This window comes from Bacillus sp. FMQ74 (assembly GCF_001875785.1).
GTDB classification, from domain to species: Bacteria; Bacillota; Bacilli; order Bacillales; family Bacillaceae; genus Bacillus; species Bacillus stercoris.
Window position 1 is genome coordinate 328818 of sequence record NZ_MOEO01000001.1, and the last position, 21943, is coordinate 350760.

Genomic DNA, 21943 nt, shown 5'->3' on the forward strand with positions numbered 1-21943 from the left:
ATTCATGAAAAAGTACCATATCTCGATGATCAATATCCCGGCGTACGGTCATGTCAACCCTACGCTTGCTTTAGTAGAAAAGCTTTGTGAGAAAGGGCATCGTGTCACATACGCGACGACTGAGGAGTTTGCGCCCGCTGTTGAGCAAGCGGGTGGAGAAGCATTGATCTATCATACATCCTTGAATATTGATCCTAAGCAAATCAGGGAGATGATGGAAAAGAATGACGCGCCCCTCAGTCTTCTGAAAGAATCACTCAGCATTCTGCCGCAGCTTGAGGAGTTATATAAGGATGATCAGCCTGATCTGGTCATTTATGATTTTGTCGCGCTGGCTGGAAAATTGTTTGCTGACAAGTTTAATGTTCCGGCCATTAAGCTCTGTTCGTCATATGCCCAAAATGAATCCTTTCAGTTAGGAAATGAAGACATGCTGAAAAAAATAAAAGAAGCAGAGGCTGAATTCAAAGCCTACTTGGAAAAAGAGCAGTTGCCGGCTGTTTCTTTTGAACAATTAGCTGTGCCGGAGACCTTGAATATTGTCTTTATGCCGAAATCTTTTCAAATACAGCATGAGACGTTCGATGACCGTTTCTGTTTTGTCGGACCATCTCTTGGAAAACGGACGGAACAAGAAAATTTGGAAATTAAAAAGGGCGATCGCCCGCTTATGCTGATTTCATTGGGAACGGCCTTTAACGCCTGGCCGGAATTTTACAAGATGTGCATTGAGGCATTTCGGAATTCTTCATGGCAAGTGATCATGTCTGTTGGGAAAACGATTGATCCAGAAAGCTTGGAAGATATTCCTGCTAACTTTACCATTCGACAAAGCGTGCCCCAGCTTGAGGTATTAGAGAAAGCTGATTTGTTCATCTCGCATGGGGGAATGAACAGTACGATGGAAGCAATGGATGCTGGTGTGCCGCTAGTCGTCATTCCGCAAATGTATGAGCAGGAGCTCACCGCAAAGCGTGTCGATGATTTAGGCCTCGGCGTTTATTTGCCGAAAGAGGAAGTGACGGTTTCCAGCCTGCAGGAAGCGGTTCAGGCTGTATCCGGTGATCAAGAGCTGCTCAGCCGCGTTAAGAATATGCAACAGGATGTCAAAGAAGCAGGCGGGGCGGAGCGTGCGGCTGCTGCGATTGAAGCATTTATGAAAAACTCCGCTGTCCCACAGTAAATGACAAAAACCGAAATCATCAATCCGATTTCGGTTTTTTGTTTAGATATTTTTTTTCATCCCGCATCTCCGGCATTCTCTAAGAAATTTTCCGCCTTTTACAGAGCTTTTGAACAGTGTGTAATCACAATTGTCACAGCGTCCGCTGCGGACATCCGGGTATTCATTGAACTCGTAAACGATCGATGTATCATAGCCTTTTGTTTCATATTCTTCTTTTTTTGTTTCCATGTCGATCCTCCGTTACAAAACGTGTCTGTTGTTTATCTTACAGCAAGCTTCCGGCGTATTCAATGGATTTTAGAGGTTTGGGTTTATCTTGATTTCTCCCTTGGTTTGCGCCAAAATAACTTTATTAAGCTTGTATACATAAAAAGCCTATACAAAGAGGAGAGGAAACGGGTATGGGAAAAGGGTTACATGGAAAGCGCGTGGCAATCGGGGGCTCCCGAAAAACGGAAGAAATCAGTACAATCATTGAAAAACAGGGCGGAATACCTGTCATCAGGCCTCTCCAAGGCACGGTTTACTTAGCAGAGAAGCAGGTAGAGCCGGATTTGCGGACGTTTGTGGAGGAAAAAGCTGACTGGGTCATTTTCACGACAGGCATTGGCACTGAGACTCTTGTCGATATGGCAGAGAAAATCGGTCTGAAAGAAGAGTTTCTGCAGGTGATTCGCCAGGCAAAAGCGGCATGCCGGGGATACAAAACCCTGTCTGCGCTGAAAAAGCTTGGGATCACACCGGAAGCTTCGGATGAAGATGGGACAACAAGAGGCTTAATCCGTTCCTTGGAGCCTCACGACTTTTCAGGGAAAAAAGTCATGGTGCAGCTTCATGGAGAAAAAGCGCCGGCCCTCATCGCATTTCTTGAAGAAAAGGGCGCGTCTGTCCTGCCGATTCTTCCTTATCAGCACATTCCGCCAGAGGAGGAAACGGTGGAGCAGTTATGCGGGGAGCTGATGAAAAATGAGGTCGACGCTGTTTGTTTTACAACGGCCATTCAGGTTCGTTCCCTGTTTGATTTTGCTAAGGGGCGAGGTTATATCAATGAAGTGAAGAAGGTATTCGAAGAGCGCACCATCGCAGCTGCTGTCGGAAAAGTGACTGCTGAGGCGCTGCGGGAAGAAGGCATCACTAGACTGCTTACGCCTGAAATTGAGCGGATGGGCGCGATGATTATTGAGCTGGCCAAATATTATGAAGAAAAGGAATAACAAGTACAAAAAGCCGCTTTCCAAGGGAAAAGCGGCTTTTGTCTGTCATTCATTCTCCTTTAGCTGCTGATGAACGGTGAATAATGACGGGTATGTCAGCACGCTTAAGATTACACAAGTCAGCGCGGCTGAGGCCATCGTTGTAAACACGATTAAGAGCTGAAAGCGGACTGCCTGAATCGGGTCCGCTCCGGCTAGAATCTGGCCTGTCATCATCCCGGGAAGCTGGACAAGCCCCAGTGTTTTCTGGCTTTCGAGCGTCGGGATCATACTCATTTTCATCGCTGAAGTAAGAATGCGCTGTATGGATTGCTTCGGTGTGCCGCCAAGTGACAATATTAATTGAATTTCTTCTTTGCGAACGCCGACTTCTGAGTTAAGCCGGTTTAGAAACAAACTCGAGAGCACCATCGAATTTCCGATGACCATCCCGCTGATCGGAATGACATATCGTGCCGTAAGCGGAATGATATGAAGAGACAACAGAATTCCCTGCGTCACAATTTCTACGATTGCTAATGCGGCAAACACCCTCCAAAACGAACCGATTGTATTTTTCTTTCGTTTGATGACATTTTGCGCCGCCACCGCGAGCATTAACAGCACCATCAGCAGGATAAAAACAGGGTGGTCTCCGCGAAAAATCAGCGACAGAACATAACCGATGATAAGCAGCTGCACCGCGGCCCGGATGGTGGCAATGATCATGTCTTTTTCTACCCCGGCTTTAAAGGATTTTGATAAAAATAAGGCGATCAATACAAAGATCATCGTTAAAGAGAGAGAAAGGTAATCCATTACCGGGTCCCTCCCTTCAAAAATTCTTTCGCTGTTTCATGCTGCGGAGAGGAGAAAAATGTTTCAGTTTCAGCGATTTCAAGCAGCCGGCCATCCGCCATAAACCAAATGGTATCGGCTACTCGTTTTGCCTGCTCCATATTATGAGTGACCCACATGACTGTCCACCTTTTCTCTCGATGTTGATGTTTGATCAGTTCTTCAATCTCAAGAGCAGAAACCGGGTCCAAGGCCGACGTGATTTCGTCCAACAATAGAATGGAGGAAGGATTTGAGAGCGTTCTGGCCAGTGACAGTCTTTGCCGCTGTCCGCCCGATAAGTCCCTGGCACTTCTGTCTAACAGTTCTGGCGGCAGCCCTGCGAGAGAAGCCAGCTTTTCTGGAGAGTACAGCTGGGATTGATGCAGCCTTTGGACCAGACTTAGATTGTCACGCACTGTCCCGTCGAGCACAGGAGCCGATTGAAACGCGAGGGCTGCCGTTCGCCTCAGCTCATTGACATTCCATTCTCTGACTTCCTTTCCATATATGTTGACTTCGCCGCTGTCAGGCGTTCTCATTAAATTACACAAGGAAAGGAGGGTGCTTTTGCCTGAGCCGGAAGGGCCTAAAACGGCTACGATTGCCCCCTGTTGAATGTCTCCGGTGACATCCTGCAGTACATCATAGGTTTGTCCATCTTGTTTATAGCTTTTTCTGACTGATCTGAAGGAGATGGCTGGTATGTTTTGTGTTTGATCGTTTACTTCCATTACAATAATCACCTTTCAACTAATAAGTAGGCAGATATTATATTTAACTATACCGTGAAATAGATGCCTTTTGGTAGCAAAGATAAAGGAGAACAGGTTTTCACCCATTCTCCTGCAAATGCTACGCGGTCAGGTTTGACTGTGCTTTCTTTTTCGGTTTTCTCGGCTGTGAAGCGAAGGTGTGTAACACCATCCCAGCTATAATAATGAACAAACCGGCAAATGATAATAGAGATGGGAAAACGCCTGACAGAAGAACAATTTCACCAAGCAGCGCGAAAATCACTTCACCGGATTGAGTGGCTTCAACGGCTGCGAGTTTTTGCGGATTGTCTCTTACCATATCAGTGGCCCAGAAAAATAAAACCGTCGCAATGATGCCTGAGCAGACGGCAACGATAAAGGATTGAACGGTTTGACCCGCTGTCGGCAGGCCGTCTGACCACCAGCCGTAAGCTGCTAATAGAAGCCAGAACGGAAGGCTTGCCAATGTCATTCCAAGCACGCGCTGAAATGTATCAAGCCGGCCTCCGTATTCTTCGAGCATTCTCCTGTTTCCTAACGGATAGGCAAAAGCCGCAATGACAACCGGCAGCACACTGAAAAGCAGCATCTTCCCTGAAAGCGATTCCGCATGCTGAAGCTGAATCAGAGCCGCTCCAATCAGGATAATCACGGAAGTGCCAAGTGAAACCAGGGGAATCTTTTGCCGAACGAGCTGCGGACCGCCCGGCATATCTTGTTTGACATAGAACAAAGGAGACAAGAGCACACCGGCTACAATTGTTATTTGCCAGGTGCCGGCTATAAGCCATCCCGGACCGTATGCAGCCGCAAATGTGATCGGAGCGTAAAAAAGCACGAAGCCGACAAAGCTCCATTTGAGCCAAAAGAACGGCTTTTTCCGCATCTCTTGTAGGAGAGGCGTGAATGTCCCTCTCATGATGACAATCACACATAAAAACGGCACCATAAAAATAAAGCGCAGCGAAGAGCTCCAGAGCCAGCTGCCCCCAGATAACTCCATCGCTCTGTTTAATATAAAGGTAACGGCGAAAAAGAGTGAAGCCAATATTCCGATAACAATAGCTTTCATGGTATCCCTCATTCTGGCATTATTTTTTTATACTATACTATTCGGTATCATGCAGATCAATGGAATCGTGAGAAAAACATCATGTTTTGCGAATCGCTATGTGTGGAAGAAAAAAAGGGAGGTGAAATTGATGGAAGCGAAGACACAGACATATTTCTTTCCGGATGACGGCAGGATTCCGAATCACCCTGATTATCCGCTTGTCGTATATCAAAACGCGCTTAAGGATACCAGCCAGGCAGAGCGGATCGTCACCCTGCATGGCTGGTCAAACAGCTGGTTAGGAAGTGTTTTTCCATACCATCATTATCACAGCAATACGCATGAAGTCCTGATTGCAGTTAGGGGGGAGGCTGTCATTCAGTTCGGGGGAGAAAAAGGGGCTGCCATTCCTTTCAAAAAGGGCGATGCAGTCGTGATTCCAGCCGGAGTCGGCCATAAAAAGCTAAGCTCAAGTCCCGATTTTACTGTCCTTGGCGCCTATCCAGGAGGCATTCAGTATGATATGAAGACGGGAAAGCCGGATGAGCGGGAGGAAGCGGTCAAACAGATAAAGCAGGCAGCGTTGTCGGTGAATGATCCGATCACAGGAAAAAGAGAGCCTCTATTGGAAATATGGGTAAAGTGAAGGGGAGAAATTGCTGGATTGTCAATAACTAGTGTCACAGAAACGTTATGACATGAGCTCCATATAAATTAATTTCATAATCGAAGCAATTCACGTTCAAATTTTGTTCAAAAAGTGTTATCATATAGAAGGTAATCGAATTGGAGTTTTTTGTGTTTGCTATTTTCAGAGAGAGTAAAGGATTTTGACTTATTCAATTGTTTATTTTTTGATAAAAATAATACTGAATATGGCAAGATGAAAAACTGGGTAGTAAACATTTATTTTTGTAAATGATTGTGCACGAATTCACAATCCTTATTCTTATGCCTTAAAAGCGTGAGACAGGGAGAGGCACTACCCTTTCCAAACAAATCAGCAAACTGCTTATAGTAAAGGAGAATTGGATATGCCAGAAACAATCGATCAAACAAATGCGTCTGTCAGCCAAAGCCAGCAAGATCTTATTGATCAGCTATTAAAGCCAGAAGTTCAAGAATCATTGACTGTTTTAGTTGACCAGCTTCCGAAGCTGACTGAGTTAGTGAATATTTTAACGAAGTCTTATGATTTCGCTCAGTCTGTAGCGACTGACGAAGTGTTAAAAAACGACACAGTCGGTGCGATCACTGAAATTCTCGAGCCTGTAAAAGAAACAGCGAAAGAAGTAGCTGCGACTGCGATTGAAGCAAAAGACCGCGCGGAAGCAAGCAACGAAACAATTGGACTTTTCGGCCTTCTTCGCATGCTGAAAGATCCTCAAGCTCAAAAGCTGTTCCGTTTTGCTAACAGCTACCTTGAAGTCATGAACGAACGCGAAAACCAAAAATAATCTCAGATTCAAATTGATATAAAGGACGGAGGATATACGATGTCAAAACATATTGTCATTTTAGGCGCTGGTTATGGCGGAGTTCTTTCTGCTCTAACAGTTCGCAAACATTACACAAAAGAACAAGCACGCGTGACAGTGGTAAACAAATACCCTACTCACCAAATCATTACGGAATTACACCGCCTTGCTGCAGGCAACGTGTCTGAAAAAGCGGTTGCAATGCCATTAGAAAAACTTTTCAAAGGCAAAGACATTGATCTTAAAATCGCGGAAGTAAGCTCTTTCTCTGTTGATAAAAAAGAAGTTGCGCTTGCTGACGGTTCTACATTAACTTACGATGCGCTTGTAGTAGGTCTTGGTTCTGTAACAGCTTACTTCGGCATCCCAGGTCTTGAAGAAAACAGCATGGTATTGAAATCTGCTGCTGATGCGAACAAAGTCTTCCAGCATGTTGAAGATCGTGTGCGCGAGTACTCTAAAACGAAAAACGAAGCAGACGCAACAATCCTTATCGGCGGAGGCGGCTTAACAGGTGTTGAGCTTGTTGGTGAGCTTGCTGACATCATGCCGAACCTTGCGAAAAAATACGGCGTAGACCATAAAGAAATCAAATTGAAACTTGTTGAAGCTGGTCCGAAAATCCTTCCTGTTCTTCCGGATGATCTTATCGAACGTGCGACTGCAAGCCTTGAAAAACGTGGCGTTGAGTTCTTAACAGGTCTCCCTGTTACAAATGTAGAAGGAAACGTAATTGATCTGAAAGACGGATCTAAAGTTGTTGCCAACACATTTGTTTGGACTGGCGGCGTACAAGGTAACCCATTAGTCGGTGAATCAGGACTAGAAGTGAATCGCGGACGCGCGACTGTAAATGACTTCCTGCAATCTACATCTCATGAAGATGTATTCGTTGCTGGAGACAGCGCCGTTTATTTCGGACCAGACGGCCGTCCATACCCGCCAACTGCACAAATCGCATGGCAAATGGGTGAGCTGATTGGTTACAACCTATTCGCTTACCTGGAAGGCAAAACTCTTGAAACATTCAAGCCAGTAAACTCTGGTACACTTGCAAGCCTTGGACGCAAAGACGCGGTTGCCATCATTGGTGCTAATTCTACACCGCTTAAAGGTCTTCCTGCTTCCTTGATGAAAGAAGCAAGTAACGTACGCTACTTAACACACATTAAAGGACTTTTCAGCCTGGCTTACTAATCCTTTTAATGAATCTGACATTGCCAAAAGCGTTCCTTTCCGAGTGCTTTCTGGCAATGTCTTTTTTTATGTTTATGACAGCGTTAACATTTCATTTTCAAAAAAGAGATTGATCCCAGAGGAATATAAAGGTAAAATAAAAACAAATCAAAATGTTAACGTTAACATTTTGAAATAGAATGAAAGACGGTGAGGACATGGAACCCTTCATGGGCGAAAACTTTTTATTGAAAAATGAAACCGCTGTCAGCCTCTATCACAAGTATGCGAAAGACATGCCGATTATTGATTACCACTGCCACTTAAGCCCAAAAGAAATCTATGAAAATAAAACATTTCAAAACATCACGGAAGCCTGGCTGTATGGTGACCATTATAAATGGCGCATCATGAGAGCCAATGGAATTGAGGAGACATACATCACTGGAGATGCGTCTGATGAGGAGAAATTTATGGCTTGGGCGAAAACCGTGCCGATGGCGATCGGAAATCCGCTCTACAACTGGACCCACTTAGAATTGCAGCGTTTTTTTGGCATTTATGAGATTTTAAACGAGAAGTCCGGGCCGGCTATATGGAAACGGACAAATGAACTGCTCCAAGGGGAAGGCTTCGGGGCAAGGGATTTAATCGTGAAATCAAATGTAAAGGTTGTGTGCACAACGGATGACCCTGTCGATTCTCTTGAATACCATCTACTATTAAGAGAAGACAAAGATTTTCCTGTCAGCGTGCTGCCTGGATTTCGGCCGGATAAAGGACTTGAGATCAATCGTGAAGGCTTTCCCGATTGGGTGCAGGCACTCGAAGATGCCGCCGCCATATCCATTACAACCTATGATGAGTTTTTAAAAGCTTTGGAAAAACGAGTGCGATTCTTCCATTCAGCCGGGGGCAGAGTGTCTGATCACGCGATAGATTCAATGGTATTTGCCGAAACGACAAAAGAAGAAGCTGGACGGATTTTTTCTGACAGATTACAAGGAACAGAGGTTTCTAATGAAGATGAGAAGAAATTTAAGACATATACGCTTCAGTTTCTTTGCGGTTTGTATGCGGAGCTCGATTGGGCGATGCAGTTTCATATCAACGCTTTAAGAAACACGAATACAAAAATGATGAAAAGGCTCGGTCCCGATACAGGCTATGATTCTATGAACGATGAAGAAATTGCGAAGCCTTTATACAAGCTGCTGAACTCAGTTGAGATGAAGAACCAGCTGCCGAAAACGATTTTATATTCACTGAATCCCAATGATAACTATGTCATCGCCAGCATGATCAACAGTTTTCAGGATGGTATTACCCCGGGAAAAATACAATTTGGCACAGCCTGGTGGTTTAACGATACAAAAGACGGGATGCTAGACCAAATGAAAGCGTTATCAAATATTGGCCTTTTCAGCCGTTTTATCGGCATGCTCACCGATTCCAGAAGCTTTCTTTCGTATACGCGCCACGAATATTTCAGGCGAATCGTCTGCAATTTGATTGGGGAATGGGTGGAAAACGGAGAAGTGCCGTGCGATATGGAGCTTCTGGGAAACATCGTTCAGGGTATTTGCTATGACAATGCGAAACACTATTTTCAATTTCAAGAAGAGAAAGCAAACGTGTAACAAAGTGTCCGCTCAGCATCGCTGAGCGGACCACTGCCCGAAAATTCTTAAGACACAGAGGTGGAACATGCGAACTGAACTGGCAAATAAGGTTGTGTCGGTCGAAACGGAAAAAAGGCTTTCATTGAAAGAGAAAATTTCCTATGGTTTTGGTGATTTTGGCAACGGTTTTATGTTTGATCTCGGCCAGATTTATTTATTGAAGTATTTCACTGATGTAGCGGGAATTCCAGCTGCGATGGCCGGCGGCATTTTTTTAGTCAGCAAGCTGTTTGCGGCGATAACAGATCCAATTGTCGGCTCATCAATCGATTATCGGAAAAACATCGGCAAACGGGGGAAATTCAGGCCTTATTTATTAATCGGCAGCATCGTGCTCGCGGTGCTTACTGTTCTTATTTTTCTGTCTCCAAATGTATCAACGACCGGGAAACTGATTTATGCATATGCATCCTATATGATTTGGGGCATCGGCTATTCGTTTGTGAATATTCCGTATGGCTCATTAGGAGCAGCAATGACTCAAAATTCTGAGGACCGGACCTCCATTTCGACGTTCCGCCAAATCGGATCACTTGGCGCCTTGTTTATCACAAGTGTGGCCGTAATGCCGCTGCTCGTAAAGTTTGATAATCCGAAGGTCGGCTACCCTGTGGTCATGGGCTTGTTCGCATTACTCGGTGTGCTTTGGTTTTATATTTGCTACCGCAATTGCAAAGAGCGCGTTGTCATATCGGAAGCCCCCAAAGAAAAATTAACATTTTCATCTGTCGTCAAAACATTTATTACAAATAAACCGCTGTTAACCCTTGTCCTGATGACGATTTTTTCAATTTCCGCATACAACATAAAATCCGCCATGCTAGTCTATTTCGCACAATATAACCTAGGCAATGTTGAATTAATGGCTTATATGAACTTCATAATTATCGGTTCTTCCTTTTTGGGCGTCGTATTCCTTCCAAAGCTCGTCAAGATGTTTGGAAAGAAGCGAACGGCAATGATCGGCTTCGGCATCAGTGTGGCCGCGGATCTGATCAACTTTATGCTCCCATCTAACGTTTATGTGTTTACAATTCTCGCCAGTATCGCCTTTATCGGAATCAGTATCCCAAATGGCATCACGTGGGCTCTTGTCTCCGATATTATCGACTATGGCGAATGGAAATCCGGTGAACGGAAGGAAGCAACGACATATTCACTTTTCAATTTCTCCAGAAAGCTTGCTCAGTCTTTGTCTGGCTTTCTCTCGGGGATCGGTTTAGGGATTATCGGCTATGTGCCGAATGCAGTCCAGACAGCACAGGCGCTGATTGGCATCAAAGCGCTGCTTCTTCTGTATCCGGCCATTGCTTTGGTATTAGCGATGATCATTATCGGCTTTCTTTATAAACTAACAGACCAGCAGCATGCTCAGATCGTTCAGGATCTTCATCAAAAGAGCTGACAATATAATATAAAGAATATTTAAAATAATTTGTAAATAAAATATGTTTGTAGGGGTTTCGCTAGGGGAGTGCCCAAAAAACTGAAAAGGAAGGAGGCACTTGTTTGAAAACGATAACAATTGCAGCTGAAGAAGCAAAGGGACTCGTTCAGCAAAAGTTGGCCGGCGCCCATTTGAATGAACGAGATGCTGAAAAAGTAGCAGATGTCCTCGTGCACGCTGATTTGCGCAATGTACATTCGCATGGCGTGCTGCGCACAGAACACTATGTGAACAGGCTTTTAGCGGGAGGGATCAATCCTGAGGCACAGCCTGTTTTTAAAGAGACGGGGCCTGTGACCGGGGTGCTTGACGGGGACGATGGTTTCGGTCATGTGAATTGCGACATGGCGATGGACCACGCAATTGACATGGCGAAGAAAAACGGAATCGGCATGGTCACGGCCGTAAACAGCAGCCATTGCGGAGCGCTAAGCTATTTTGTGCAAAAAGCGGCTGACGAAAAGCTGATCGGAATGGCAATGACGCATACAGACAGTATCGTTGTCCCGTTTGGGGGGAGGACTCCTTTTTTAGGGACAAATCCGATTGCTTACGGTGTTCCGGCTAAGCATAAAAAACCGTTTATCCTCGATATGGCGACATCCAAAGTGGCTTTCGGGAAGATTCTGCAGGCACGTGAAGAGGACAAGGAAATTCCTGAAGGATGGGGAGTCGATGAAAACGGAGAAGCAGTAACTGATCCTGACAAGGTCGTCTCACTTTCAACATTCGGCGGCCCGAAAGGCTATGGACTATCGATTGTGGTGGATGTGTTTTCCGGATTGCTTGCTGGCGCGGCTTTTGGCCCTCATATTGCGAAAATGTACAGCGGCCTTGATCAAAAAAGAAAGCTGGGGCATTACGTTTGCGCGATCAATCCTTCCTTTTTTACCGACCGGGATACGTTTTTAGAGGAGATGGATGCCATGCTTCATGAACTGCAGCAGTCCCCTCCGGCTGTTGGATTCGAAAGAGTGTATGTGCCCGGCGAGATCGAGCAGCTGCATGAAGAAAGAAATAAGAAAAACGGAATTTCTATCGCTCGGAGCGTATATGAATTCTTAAAAAGCAGGTGAGTAAAATGAAAGCGGTTCAAGTGCGAAAAGCGTATGATCTGGTGACAGCGGAGGTGAAGAAGCCAGTTCTTTCAAAGGATGATGAAGTGCTCGTGAAAGTCAAGCGAGTCGGCATTTGCGGTTCAGACATGCACATTTATCATGGAACGAATCCGCTCGCTACCCTCCCGAGAGTCATCGGACACGAGGTAACGGGACAAGTGGAGGCAGTTGGTGCGAATGTACAGAGCTTAAAAACTGGTGACCATGTGGTAATTGAGCCGATTTCTTATTGCGGAACTTGCTATGCCTGCCGCAAAGGGCGGCCGAATGTTTGTGCCAAGCTCTCTGTGTTTGGCGTACATGAGGACGGAGGCATGCGGGAATATATTGTGCTTCCAGAAAGGCAGCTTCACGCGGTCGCAAAGGACTTGCCTTGGGAGGAAGCGGTCATGGCCGAGCCTTATACGATAGGGGCCCAGGCAGTGTGGAGAGGCCAGGTGGAAAAAGGTGATACTGTCCTGATCCAAGGAGCGGGGCCCATTGGGATCTGTGTGTTAAAAATGGCAAAGCTTGCGGGCGCTGCTGTCATGATGACTGACTTGAACAACGAGCGGCTGGCGTTTGCGAAAGAAAACGGCGCCGATGCTGTTGTCAATGTCCAAGCAGAAAATGTTGCCGAGCGGGTCCTTGAATGGACTGGGCATGAGGGAGCAAATGTGGTCATTGATGCTGTTTGCCTGCCGGAGACTTTTGCGCTTTCAATTGAGGCCGTTTCACCGGCGGGACATGTGGTTGTGCTTGGATTTGATGAAAGAGCGGCACAAATTTCTCAGCTGCCGATTACAAAAAAAGAAGTTACGATAACTGGATCGAGATTGCAGACCAATCAGTTTCCCAAGGTGGTAGAGCTTTTGAATAAAGGACGGTTAGCGCATAACGGGCTTGTGACCCATACATTTTCAGTGGATGACGCCCATCACGCATTTCAGTTTATTAAGGAGCATCCAGATCAGGTGCGGAAAGCCGTCATCACGTTTGATTAAATGACTGAATCCGGAGGTGCAAGCATGAATATGACATTCCGATGGTATGGCCGAGGCAACGATACAGTCACACTTGAACACGTGAAACAAATTCCCGGTGTCAAAGGCATCGTTTGGGCTCTTCATCAAAAGCCTGTCGGCGACGTGTGGGAAATTGAAGAAATCAGAGCCGAGACCGAATATATTCAATCCTATGGTTTTCATGCTGAAGTTGTAGAGAGCGTGAATGTTCACGAAGCGATAAAACTCGGGAACGAAGAACGCGGCCGGTATATTGAAAACTACAAACAAACGATCCGGAACCTTGCCGGATTTGGCGTGAAAGTGATCTGCTATAATTTTATGCCGGTTTTTGATTGGACACGCACGGACATGTTCCGGCCGCTGGAAGATGGATCAACCGCTCTGTTTTTTGAAAAGGCCAAGGTGGAAAGCCTTGAGCCCCAAGAGCTGATTCGGACGGTGGAGCAAGCATCTGACATGACACTGCCGGGGTGGGAGCCCGAAAAATTGGCTCGGATCAAAGAGCTTTTTGCTGCCTACAGAACGGTCGATGAAGAAAAGCTATGGGACAATTTATCATTCTTTTTGCAGGAAATTCTTCCTGTTGCTGAGGCCCATGGTGTTCAAATGGCCATTCATCCGGATGACCCGCCGTGGCCGATTTTTGGACTGCCGCGCATTATCACAGGAGAGGCAAGCTATAAGAAACTGCGGGCGATATCAGATTCACCGTCTAATTGCATCACCCTTTGTACAGGTTCAATGGGAGCCAATCCTGCTAACGACATGGTGGAGATCGCTAAGACGTATGCCGGCATCGCTCCGTTTTCACATATTCGCAATGTGAAAATTTATGAGAATGGCGATTTTATTGAAACATCTCATTTAACAAAGGATGGTTCGATCAACATTCAAGGCGTGATGGAAGAACTGCATAAGCAGGATTATGAGGGATATGTCAGACCGGATCATGGTCGCCATCTTTGGGGCGAGCAATGCCGCCCGGGATATGGCTTATACGATCGGGCACTCGGCATCATGTATTTGAACGGGCTGTGGGACGCCTATGAAGCAATGGCAAAAAAAGAGGTGGACATATGATCCCGCTGCATGAGAACCTTGCTGGTAAAACAGTTGTCATCACTGGCGGCAGCGGTGTGCTTTGCTCTGCGATGGCCAGGGAGCTAGCCCGTCATGGCATGAAGGTGGCGATATTGAATCGGACGGCTGAAAAGGGCCAGGCGGTCGTGAAGGAAATAACGGCGGCGGGCGGCACAGCGTGCGCTGTTGCAGCGGATGTGCTGGACAGGGAGTCACTGGAGCGGGCAAAGAAAGACATCCTCGGCCGATTCGGCGCTGTTGATCTGTTAATTAACGGGGCTGGCGGCAATCATCCTGACGCGATAACTGATGTGGAGACATACGAAGAAGCGGGAGAAGGCCAATCCTTTTTTGATATGGATGAGAGGGGCTTTCTAACTGTATTCTCCACCAACTTCACCGGCGCGTTTCTGGCCTCGCAAGTATTTGGAAAAGAGTTGCTGAAGGCGGATTCACCGGCGATTATCAATCTTTCTTCCATGAGTGCTTATTCACCTATGACGAAGGTTCCGGCATACAGTGCTGCCAAGGCGTCCATCAATAACTTTACGATGTGGATGGCCGTTCATTTTGCCGAAACTGGGCTGCGGGTCAATGCAATTGCCCCAGGCTTTTTTCTGACAAAACAAAATCATGATCTGCTGATCAATCGAGACGGAACGTTCACCAGCCGATCTCACAAAATTATCGCGGGAACACCGATGAAGCGCTTCGGGAAACCGGAGGACCTGCTCGGCACGCTTCTTTGGCTGGCGGATGAATCCTATTCGGGTTTTGTCACCGGAATCACCGTTCCTGTCGATGGAGGATTTATGGCTTATTCAGGTGTGTAGCGAAAGCGGCGCAACAGAAACTGAACCAACATAGGGGTGAGGTTGAGATGTTTTCAAAAGATAAGCTTCCTATTATCCTTTTTTTGTTCCTGGCAGGGGTGATTAATTACCTGGATCGCTCGGCGCTTTCCATTGCAGCTCCTTTTATTCAGGATGATCTCACATTGTCAGCTACGCAAATGGGCTTGATTTTCAGCAGTTTTTCGGTTGGTTATGCCATTTTTAACTTTCTTGGGGGCGTGGCATCCGACCGCTACGGGGCAAAACTGACCCTATTTGTCGCGATGGTCGTTTGGTCGCTGTTTAGCGGAGCAGTCGCCCTCGCTTTTGGTTTTGTCAGCCTGCTGATTATCCGTATCCTCTTTGGAATGGGAGAAGGCCCGCTGTCTGCGACCATCAACAAGATGGTGAATAACTGGTTCCCGCCGACCCAGCGGGCGTCCGTTATCGGTGTAACCAACAGCGGCACGCCGCTCGGAGGAGCCATTTCCGGTCCGATTGTCGGCATGATTGCAGTGGTGTTCAGCTGGAAGCTATCCTTCGTTCTCATTATGATCATTGGTTTGATATGGGCAGTGCTTTGGTTCAAGTTTGTCAAAGAAAAGCCGTCAGAGACGGTGAAGGAAGCACCGGCAATCAAAGCAGAAACGTCTTCTGGAGAAAAAATGCCGCTCACCTTTTACCTGAAGCAAAAAACGGTCCTGTTCACGGCGTTCGCTTTTTTCGCTTACAACTACATCCTCTTCTTCTTTTTGACGTGGTTTCCAAGCTATCTTGTCGAAGAGCGGGGCTTAAGTGTTGAATCGATGAGTGTTATCACAGTCATACCGTGGGTTTTAGGCTTTATCGGGCTTGCGGCAGGAGGATTTGTTTCTGACTATGTGTACAAAAAAACGTCTCGAAAAGGCGTGCTGTTCTCGCGCAAGGTTGTGCTTGTCACGTGTTTGTTTTCATCGGCTGTCCTGATTGGTTTTGCGGGGGTAGTGGGAACGACTGCGGGCGCTGTCACACTGGTCGCTTTGTCAGTATTTTTTCTATATTTAACAGGTGCTATCTATTGGGCTGTGATTCAAGATGTGGTTGATCAAAACAATGTCGGTTCTGTTGGCGGCTTCATGCATTTCCTCGCCAACACGGCAGGAATTATCGGCCCGGCTTTAACCGGTTTTATTGTTGACCAAACGGGCACGTTTTCTGGAGCGTTTTTGCTTGCCGGAGGATTAGCTGTCTTCGCGTCACTCGCTGTGATTCGTTTTGTCCGTCCGATCATCGGCAAACCAACAGGAACAGAAGCTGAGAATCCGGTGTCTTATTAATCTGGAAATATAGTGGGAGAGGCGGTATGTTTGATGATACAATATACAGTAAATAATCGCAGCCGGTATGATAAGGAAGGGAATTAGATGGTAACCATAAAAGATATCGCAAAACTCGCAAACGTATCCCACACAACCGTTTCCAGAGCACTCAACAACAGCCCTTACATCAAAGACCATACGAAGAAAAAAATATTAGAGCTCGCAGAGAAGCTCAACTATACACCAAATGTAAATGCGAAAAGCCTGGCGATGCAAAAGTCACATACGATCGGGCTTTTCTTTACAAGCATCACAAACGGTACCTCACACAGCTTCTTTGCAGACACAATCAAAGGCGTCAATCAAGCCATAAGTGAGGATTACAATCTCTATGTGCGCGGCATTGATGATCTGAAAAACTATGACTCCGTTACACCTATGAGGTATGACGGCATCATTTTAATGAGCCAAAGTGATATTGATAATTCTTTCATTTACCATATACGAGAAAAAAACATTCCGCTTGTCGTGCTGAATCGTGACATTGATGACCGCACCATCACGAATATTTTATCCAATGACAAGGAGGGCTCCCAGGAAGCTGTAGAATACTTTATTAAGAACGGACATCAAAACATCGCCATCATCGAGGGAAAGGAAGGTTTTAAATCTGCCCAGCAGCGAAAGGAAGGCTACTTATCCGCACTGATTCAACATCATATTCCGATCAAGCATGAATACAGTGTCAAAGGACAGTACGATATGGAGAGCGGCTTTCAAGCGATGGAGCGGCTGCTGGCGCTGGCGAATCCTCCAACCGGTGTCTTTTGTTCGAATGATGACATGGCAATCGGAGCGATGAATGCGATATTCGCAAAGGGCCTGCGCGTCCCTGATGATATTTCGGTGATCGGGTTTGATGATATTGGGTTTTCACAATACATCACGCCAAGGCTTTCAACAGTAAAGCGCCCAGTGGAGAAAATCAGCGTGCTCGGCGCGCAAAAACTATTATCGCTGATCAGCGAGCCAGAAACAAAGGCGGAAAAAATCTTGGAAAACACAGAATTCATAGTGCGTGATTCAGTCAGACGATTGACGACGTGATGCCCCGTTTTTCAGCGGGCATTCTTTAACACAGAAAAATGTTAACGTGTGCATAAAAGGAGAGGGAGGCAATAAGGGTGCAGAAGCTGAATAAACATGTGTACGATCACTATACTCAGTATCCAGAAAAAATTCTCCAATTCGGAGAAGGAAACTTTCTTCGGGGATTTGTCGATTGGCAGATTGATCAATTGAATCAACACACTGATTTTAATGGGAGCGTGGCAGTTGTCCAGCCAAGAGGCTCAGAAAAAATCAAAAGATTAAATCAGCAAGATGGGCTATATACGCTTTTTTTACAGGGAATGAAAGACGGAGAAGCGGTAAACGAGCATATGATTATCAACTCAATCAGCCGGGGAATTGACCTGTTTTCTGATTATGAGGCATACAAGGAATTGGCATCAAGCGAAAGGCTGCGGTTTATCATCTCCAACACGACGGAGGCCGGGATCGTATGTGATGAAAAAGATCGTTTAGAGGATAGGCCGCCAAAAACATTCCCTGGGAAATTAACTGCATTTCTCTACTTCCGCTATCAGGCTTTTAAAGGAGATCAGACAAAAGGGTGTGTCTTGATCCCATGTGAACTGATCGAGAATAACGGTGAAAAGCTGCAGGAAACGGTTCTTCATTATGCAGATCTGTGGAAGCTGGAGGAAGGATTTACACAGTGGATTCATGAGGCCAATACGTTTTGTAATAGTTTAGTAGACCGGATTGTCCCGGGTTTTCCGGTCGACAGCATTGATGAGATCACAACAGAACTGGGCTATCAAGATGAACTGATAGTTGTGGGAGAACAGTATTATTTATGGGTTATTGAGGGGCCGGATTGGATTGGAAAAGAAATTCCCTTTGCGGCTGCAGGGCTCAATACAAAAATCGTCAGCGACCTCACCCCATATCGGACAAAAAAAGTAAGAATTTTAAATGGCGCTCATACAGCAATGACGCCAGTGGCTTTGTTATACGGCTTAAAAACTGTTCGGGATGCTGTTGAGCATCCGGAAGTGGGGCGGTTTATAAGAGAGCTGATCGATGACGAAATTCTTCCTGTTTTAAAAATGGAAGGTCTTTCTCAGTATGCTGACGATGTGCTGAACCGTTTTAAAAACCCGTATATTAAGCATTACCTGGAAAGCATTGCATTGAACTCCGTTTCCAAATTCAAAACGAGAAACCTGCCTACTCTTCAGGAATATGCTGAACAAAAGAGACAGCTCCCTGAACGCTTGGTGTTTTCTTTCAGCGCTCTTCTGTATTTTTATCAGGGATACGAGAGATTGCAGGATGATCCGGCTGTTCTTCAATTTTTCAAAGAGGTTTGGAGCCAGGAGAATGGAGATATGCTTCGGATTGCATCAAGAGTGTTAGGCGAACAGCAGCTGTGGGGGACAGATCTCAACGAGATACCGAAGCTGACTGAGAGAGTCGCTGATTACTTGAATCATATTCATGAGCTGGGCATTCAGCGGGCTCTTGAACAATACTGCATACAAAGGGGAGAGGTACGTTGAAGCCGTTTATAAAGATTCATAAGCAAGATAATGTCCTTCTTGCTCTGCGGGATATCCAAAAGGGAGAGCGGCTGCATACGGACGGCGTGTCGATTGAAGTGAAGGATGATATAAAAAGAGGCCACAAGATTGCATTGCAGTCTATCAAAGAAAACGACAGCATCATCAAATACGGGTTTCCAATCGGGCATGCATCACAAGATATATCCATCGGAGAGCATATTCATGTCCATAATACAAAAACAAACCTGTCTGATATCCAATCATACAGCTATACACCGAGATTTGATGAAAATCCGTATTCTAATGAGAACCGGACGTTTAAAGGTTTTAGAAGAGAAAACGGTGATGCGGGTGTACGCAATGAATTGTGGATTGTGCCAACTGTCGGCTGCGTCAATGGGATAGCAGAAAAAATGCTGCAGCGTTTTGTCAGAGAAACGGGGGATATCGCTCCATTTGATAACGTACTCGTGTTGAAACATCAATACGGATGCTCGCAGCTTGGCGATGATCACGAAAATACGAAGCAAATCCTGCTGAACGCCATTCGCCATCCAAATGCCGGCGGCGTCTTGGTGCTAGGGCTAGGGTGTGAGAACAATGAACTGGCAAAAATGAAGGAAGCACTCCTAGATGTAAACCTGAATCGGGTGAAGTTCCTCGAATCCCAGTCGGTGACCGATGAAATGGAGGCAGGCGTTGCTTTGTTGAAGGAAATACATGAAGCGGCCAAAGGGGATACGAGAGAAGACATTCCGCTGTCCGAACTAAAGATAGGACTGAAATGCGGAGGTTCGGATGGTTTTTCCGGCATAACCGCAAACCCGCTGCTTGGCCGTTTTTCAGATTATCTCATTGCACAGGGAGGGAGCACGGTGCTGACGGAAGTTCCGGAAATGTTCGGTGCGGAAACCATCCTGATGCAGCGGGCTGCCAATGAAGAAGTGTTTCATAAGGTAGTTCAATTAATCAACGACTTTAAGCAATATTTTATCAAACATGATCAGCCGGTGTATGAAAATCCTTCACCGGGCAACAAAGCGGGCGGCATTTCTACACTTGAGGATAAGTCGCTGGGCTGTACGCAAAAAGCGGGGATTTCTCCTGTCACGGATGTCTTGAAATACGGGGAAGTGCTCAAGACAAAAGGGCTGACGCTTTTGAGCGCGCCGGGCAATGATTTGATCGCTTCCTCCGCATTGGCGGCGGCCGGCTGCCAAATTGTCCTCTTTACAACGGGGAGAGGCACGCCGTTTGGCACCTTTGTCCCGACCGTAAAGGTAGCGACAAACACCGAGCTGTATGAGACGAAGCCGCATTGGATTGATTTTAACGCAGGCCTTTTAGCGGAGGATAATGTTCATGAGGAGTGTGTGCTGCGGGAGTTTATCCACTATATGATTGAGGTGGCAAGCGGTCAGCTTGTGAACCATGAAAAAAATGATTTCAGAGAACTCGCCATTTTCAAATCGGGTGTGACGCTATAATAAGAGAAGGCTATCCTTTAAGAGGATAGCCTTCTTCATTAAATCAATTTTAAACCGCTGATTAAAATGATGGACGCCATAATAAATTGCAGCGGACGCGGGGAGAATCGAGGCGAAAGATGGCTTCCGATCAGCACGCCGGGAATTGACCCAAGGAGCAAATTAGCTGCCAGCATGTAATCCACACTCCCAAAGCTTGCGTTCAAAATGCCTGCTGCAGTTACGAGAAGAAAAGCATGCGCGATATCAGTTCCGACAATCTGAGACGCTTTCATGTTAAATAAGTAAATCATGGCGATTGCAAATAATGAGCCGGAACCGATTGATGTTAAGCCGACGATAAACCCAAACACAACACCAATAAGAATCGTCAGCGCCCGCTTATTTTCAAGCGGCATCAGCTGCCAGCGGTTGGGACGAAGCTTTCTATCCAAAAACAAACGAACGATGATTGAAATGGCAACCAGCGTTAACACATATCCTAGAGCGTGCTTAATAATTTCTTCCTGATGCTGGTGGAAGGCGGGGAACAAATGCAAGATGCCAATGGCTAGCGAAGCACTCGGAATACTGCCGATGGCTAAGTATTTTACCAATTGAAAGTTAATCGTTTTCTGCCGCCAATGGGAGGCAACGCCAAACAGCTTTGTGATCGAGTTATATACAAGATCCGTACCGACCGCGATGGAAGGGTTAATTCCAAGCACAATTAAAAGGGGAGTCAATAAGGCGGCTCCGCCCACACCCGTCAATCCGACTAAGGCTCCGACAAACAAACCCATTAATATGATGCTTACACTCATGATAAAGGCCTCCTGAAAACCCGACTATTTTTATCAGATTATATATGATTAGATCACGTTAATCAATTAAATTTTTTGAATTTTTGTACGTTAGCTTCTTGAAATTTTGGTATGCTCCATATCTTTATTCATTTGCCCTATAATGAGTGTCTGGTCGAAACCGGGAAGTGAGGCGGAAGCACAAAAAAAGATACCTTTTAACAGGTATCTTTTTTTCGTGTACGCTACATGCGCTGCTGATAGAAAGGAAGCTCTGTATGGCCCATTTCCCGCACATAAACGAACAGGTTGCCTTTATGGTGAATTTCATGTTCCATTGCAAGCTGAAGCAGCGCGCGGCCTGTGACTTTTCTGCCGAAAGCGGATGTCAGATCAATTTCTCTGTCCAGCTGTTCTTCAGTCAGCTGTTCAAGGATAGCGACCGTTTTGTCCGTATATGTTTTTGCCAGAACATTGAGATCGGTTTCTGTTTCTTCCTGCTTGTTTTGAAAAGGTGAAGCATTGCCTTCTTTAATGACATTTGCGAACAAGTGGAAAGACGTAAGAATGTGTTTGACCAATTCTTCCGCTGACATTGATGTTTCTGCCGGTTTGTAGCTGTAATGGTCTTGGCTGATTTTTTCAGCAAGCTCATTGGTCACGTTTCGATGGGATAAAAAATGGCTGACAATTTGATTGGATTGGCTCATTATGATCTCCTCCATATGTAAAAATAAATGGTGCAATGAAATCCTATATCAACGGTTACGAATTCACAAGTAATATGCTGTGGGATGAAACAAATTACTGTGTGTGGAAGTTCTCCATTTATTCTTTTTGTTGCGGTTAGCCGAAATTCGACAATTGCGGTTATTTTGCGTTCTTCTTTTTCTTGTA

Annotated in this window: 21 protein-coding genes; 15 read left to right on the forward strand and 6 right to left on the reverse strand. The window is 45.8% G+C overall.

Going from position 1 to position 21943, the window contains the following annotated elements; all coding sequences use genetic code 11:
- Positions 1-4 precede the first annotated feature (4 nt).
- Positions 5-1183, forward strand: coding sequence for a glycosyltransferase (locus BLL41_RS01765; RefSeq protein WP_071576576.1), 1179 nt, complete (start codon positions 5-7; stop codon positions 1181-1183).
- 42 nt (positions 1184-1225) lie between these two features.
- Here the strand turns inward: BLL41_RS01765 and BLL41_RS01770 are convergent, their stop codons facing one another.
- The gene (locus BLL41_RS01770) at positions 1226-1414 is read right to left on the reverse strand and encodes a DUF8096 family protein (RefSeq protein WP_014113438.1); all 189 of its coding nucleotides are present in this window, start codon (positions 1412-1414) and stop codon (positions 1226-1228) included.
- 173 nt (positions 1415-1587) lie between these two features.
- Here BLL41_RS01770 and BLL41_RS01775 point away from each other — a divergent pair, with 173 nt between their 5' ends.
- Positions 1588-2400, forward strand: a complete 813-nt coding sequence (locus BLL41_RS01775) for a uroporphyrinogen-III synthase (protein ID WP_071576577.1) — start codon at positions 1588-1590, stop codon at positions 2398-2400.
- A 45-nt stretch (positions 2401-2445) separates the two neighbouring features.
- Here BLL41_RS01775 and BLL41_RS01780 read toward each other — a convergent pair whose 3' ends face one another.
- The 3 genes from BLL41_RS01780 to BLL41_RS01790 form a co-directional block, all read right to left on the reverse strand.
- Positions 2446-3198, reverse strand: a complete 753-nt coding sequence (locus BLL41_RS01780) for an ABC transporter permease (RefSeq protein ID WP_071576578.1) — start codon at positions 3196-3198, stop codon at positions 2446-2448.
- Positions 3198-3950 (reverse strand): ABC transporter ATP-binding protein, encoded by a 753-nt coding sequence (locus BLL41_RS01785; RefSeq protein ID WP_071576579.1) that lies wholly within the window; start codon positions 3948-3950, stop codon positions 3198-3200. The genes BLL41_RS01780 and BLL41_RS01785 overlap by 1 nt, the downstream gene beginning before the upstream one ends.
- Positions 3951-4071: 121 nt before the next feature.
- On the reverse strand, positions 4072-5046 hold the full coding sequence (locus BLL41_RS01790; protein WP_071576580.1) for a DMT family transporter: 975 nt from the start codon (positions 5044-5046) through the stop codon (positions 4072-4074).
- Between the two features lie 130 nt (positions 5047-5176).
- Between BLL41_RS01790 and BLL41_RS01795 the strand changes: the two genes are divergently transcribed.
- The 13 genes from BLL41_RS01795 to BLL41_RS01855 all read left to right on the forward strand — a co-directional run bounded on the left by BLL41_RS01795 (position 5177) and on the right by BLL41_RS01855 (position 20264).
- On the forward strand, positions 5177-5674 hold the full coding sequence (locus BLL41_RS01795; RefSeq protein WP_071576581.1) for a cupin domain-containing protein: 498 nt from the start codon (positions 5177-5179) through the stop codon (positions 5672-5674).
- A gap of 388 nt (positions 5675-6062) precedes the next feature.
- On the forward strand, positions 6063-6485 hold the full coding sequence (locus tag BLL41_RS01800) for a DUF1641 domain-containing protein (RefSeq protein WP_014663610.1): 423 nt from the start codon (positions 6063-6065) through the stop codon (positions 6483-6485).
- 39 nt (positions 6486-6524) lie between these two features.
- A complete protein-coding gene (locus tag BLL41_RS01805) occupies positions 6525-7703 on the forward strand; it encodes an NAD(P)/FAD-dependent oxidoreductase (protein ID WP_003232765.1) in 1179 nt (392 codons plus the stop codon).
- A 197-nt stretch (positions 7704-7900) separates the two neighbouring features.
- Entirely contained in the window at positions 7901-9322 is a 1422-nt protein-coding gene (gene uxaC / locus BLL41_RS01810) for a glucuronate isomerase (RefSeq protein WP_071576921.1), read from the forward strand.
- 67 nt (positions 9323-9389) lie between these two features.
- The gene (locus tag BLL41_RS01815) at positions 9390-10769 is read left to right on the forward strand and encodes an MFS transporter (protein WP_071576582.1); all 1380 of its coding nucleotides are present in this window, start codon (positions 9390-9392) and stop codon (positions 10767-10769) included.
- 104 nt (positions 10770-10873) lie between these two features.
- Complete coding sequence (gene allD, locus BLL41_RS01820) at positions 10874-11887, forward strand: ureidoglycolate dehydrogenase (RefSeq protein WP_071576583.1); 1014 nt, start codon at positions 10874-10876, stop codon at positions 11885-11887.
- A gap of 5 nt (positions 11888-11892) precedes the next feature.
- The gene (locus tag BLL41_RS01825) at positions 11893-12912 is read left to right on the forward strand and encodes a zinc-binding alcohol dehydrogenase family protein (RefSeq protein ID WP_071576584.1); all 1020 of its coding nucleotides are present in this window, start codon (positions 11893-11895) and stop codon (positions 12910-12912) included.
- Positions 12913-12936: 24 nt separating this feature from the next.
- Positions 12937-14016, forward strand: a complete 1080-nt coding sequence (gene uxuA / locus BLL41_RS01830; protein ID WP_071576585.1) for a mannonate dehydratase — start codon at positions 12937-12939, stop codon at positions 14014-14016.
- Complete coding sequence (locus BLL41_RS01835; RefSeq protein WP_071576586.1) at positions 14013-14849, forward strand: SDR family oxidoreductase; 837 nt, start codon at positions 14013-14015, stop codon at positions 14847-14849. Before uxuA ends, BLL41_RS01835 begins: the two co-directional genes overlap by 4 nt.
- A 47-nt stretch (positions 14850-14896) precedes the next feature.
- Complete coding sequence (locus BLL41_RS01840; protein WP_071576587.1) at positions 14897-16165, forward strand: MFS transporter; 1269 nt, start codon at positions 14897-14899, stop codon at positions 16163-16165.
- Between the two features lie 87 nt (positions 16166-16252).
- The gene (locus BLL41_RS01845) at positions 16253-17254 is read left to right on the forward strand and encodes a LacI family DNA-binding transcriptional regulator (RefSeq protein WP_071576588.1); all 1002 of its coding nucleotides are present in this window, start codon (positions 16253-16255) and stop codon (positions 17252-17254) included.
- Between the two features lie 77 nt (positions 17255-17331).
- Positions 17332-18774 (forward strand): tagaturonate reductase, encoded by a 1443-nt coding sequence (locus BLL41_RS01850; RefSeq protein WP_071576589.1) that lies wholly within the window; start codon positions 17332-17334, stop codon positions 18772-18774.
- On the forward strand, positions 18771-20264 hold the full coding sequence (locus BLL41_RS01855; RefSeq protein WP_071576590.1) for a UxaA family hydrolase: 1494 nt from the start codon (positions 18771-18773) through the stop codon (positions 20262-20264). The genes BLL41_RS01850 and BLL41_RS01855 overlap by 4 nt, the downstream gene beginning before the upstream one ends.
- Positions 20265-20302: 38 nt before the next feature.
- Here BLL41_RS01855 and BLL41_RS01860 read toward each other — a convergent pair whose 3' ends face one another.
- Together BLL41_RS01860 and BLL41_RS01865 are read right to left on the reverse strand one after the other, a co-directional pair.
- On the reverse strand, positions 20303-21067 hold the full coding sequence (locus BLL41_RS01860; RefSeq protein WP_071576591.1) for a sulfite exporter TauE/SafE family protein: 765 nt from the start codon (positions 21065-21067) through the stop codon (positions 20303-20305).
- A 224-nt stretch (positions 21068-21291) separates the two neighbouring features.
- Complete coding sequence (locus BLL41_RS01865; protein ID WP_014663624.1) at positions 21292-21756, reverse strand: DinB family protein; 465 nt, start codon at positions 21754-21756, stop codon at positions 21292-21294.
- Positions 21757-21943: the final 187 nt, after the last annotated feature.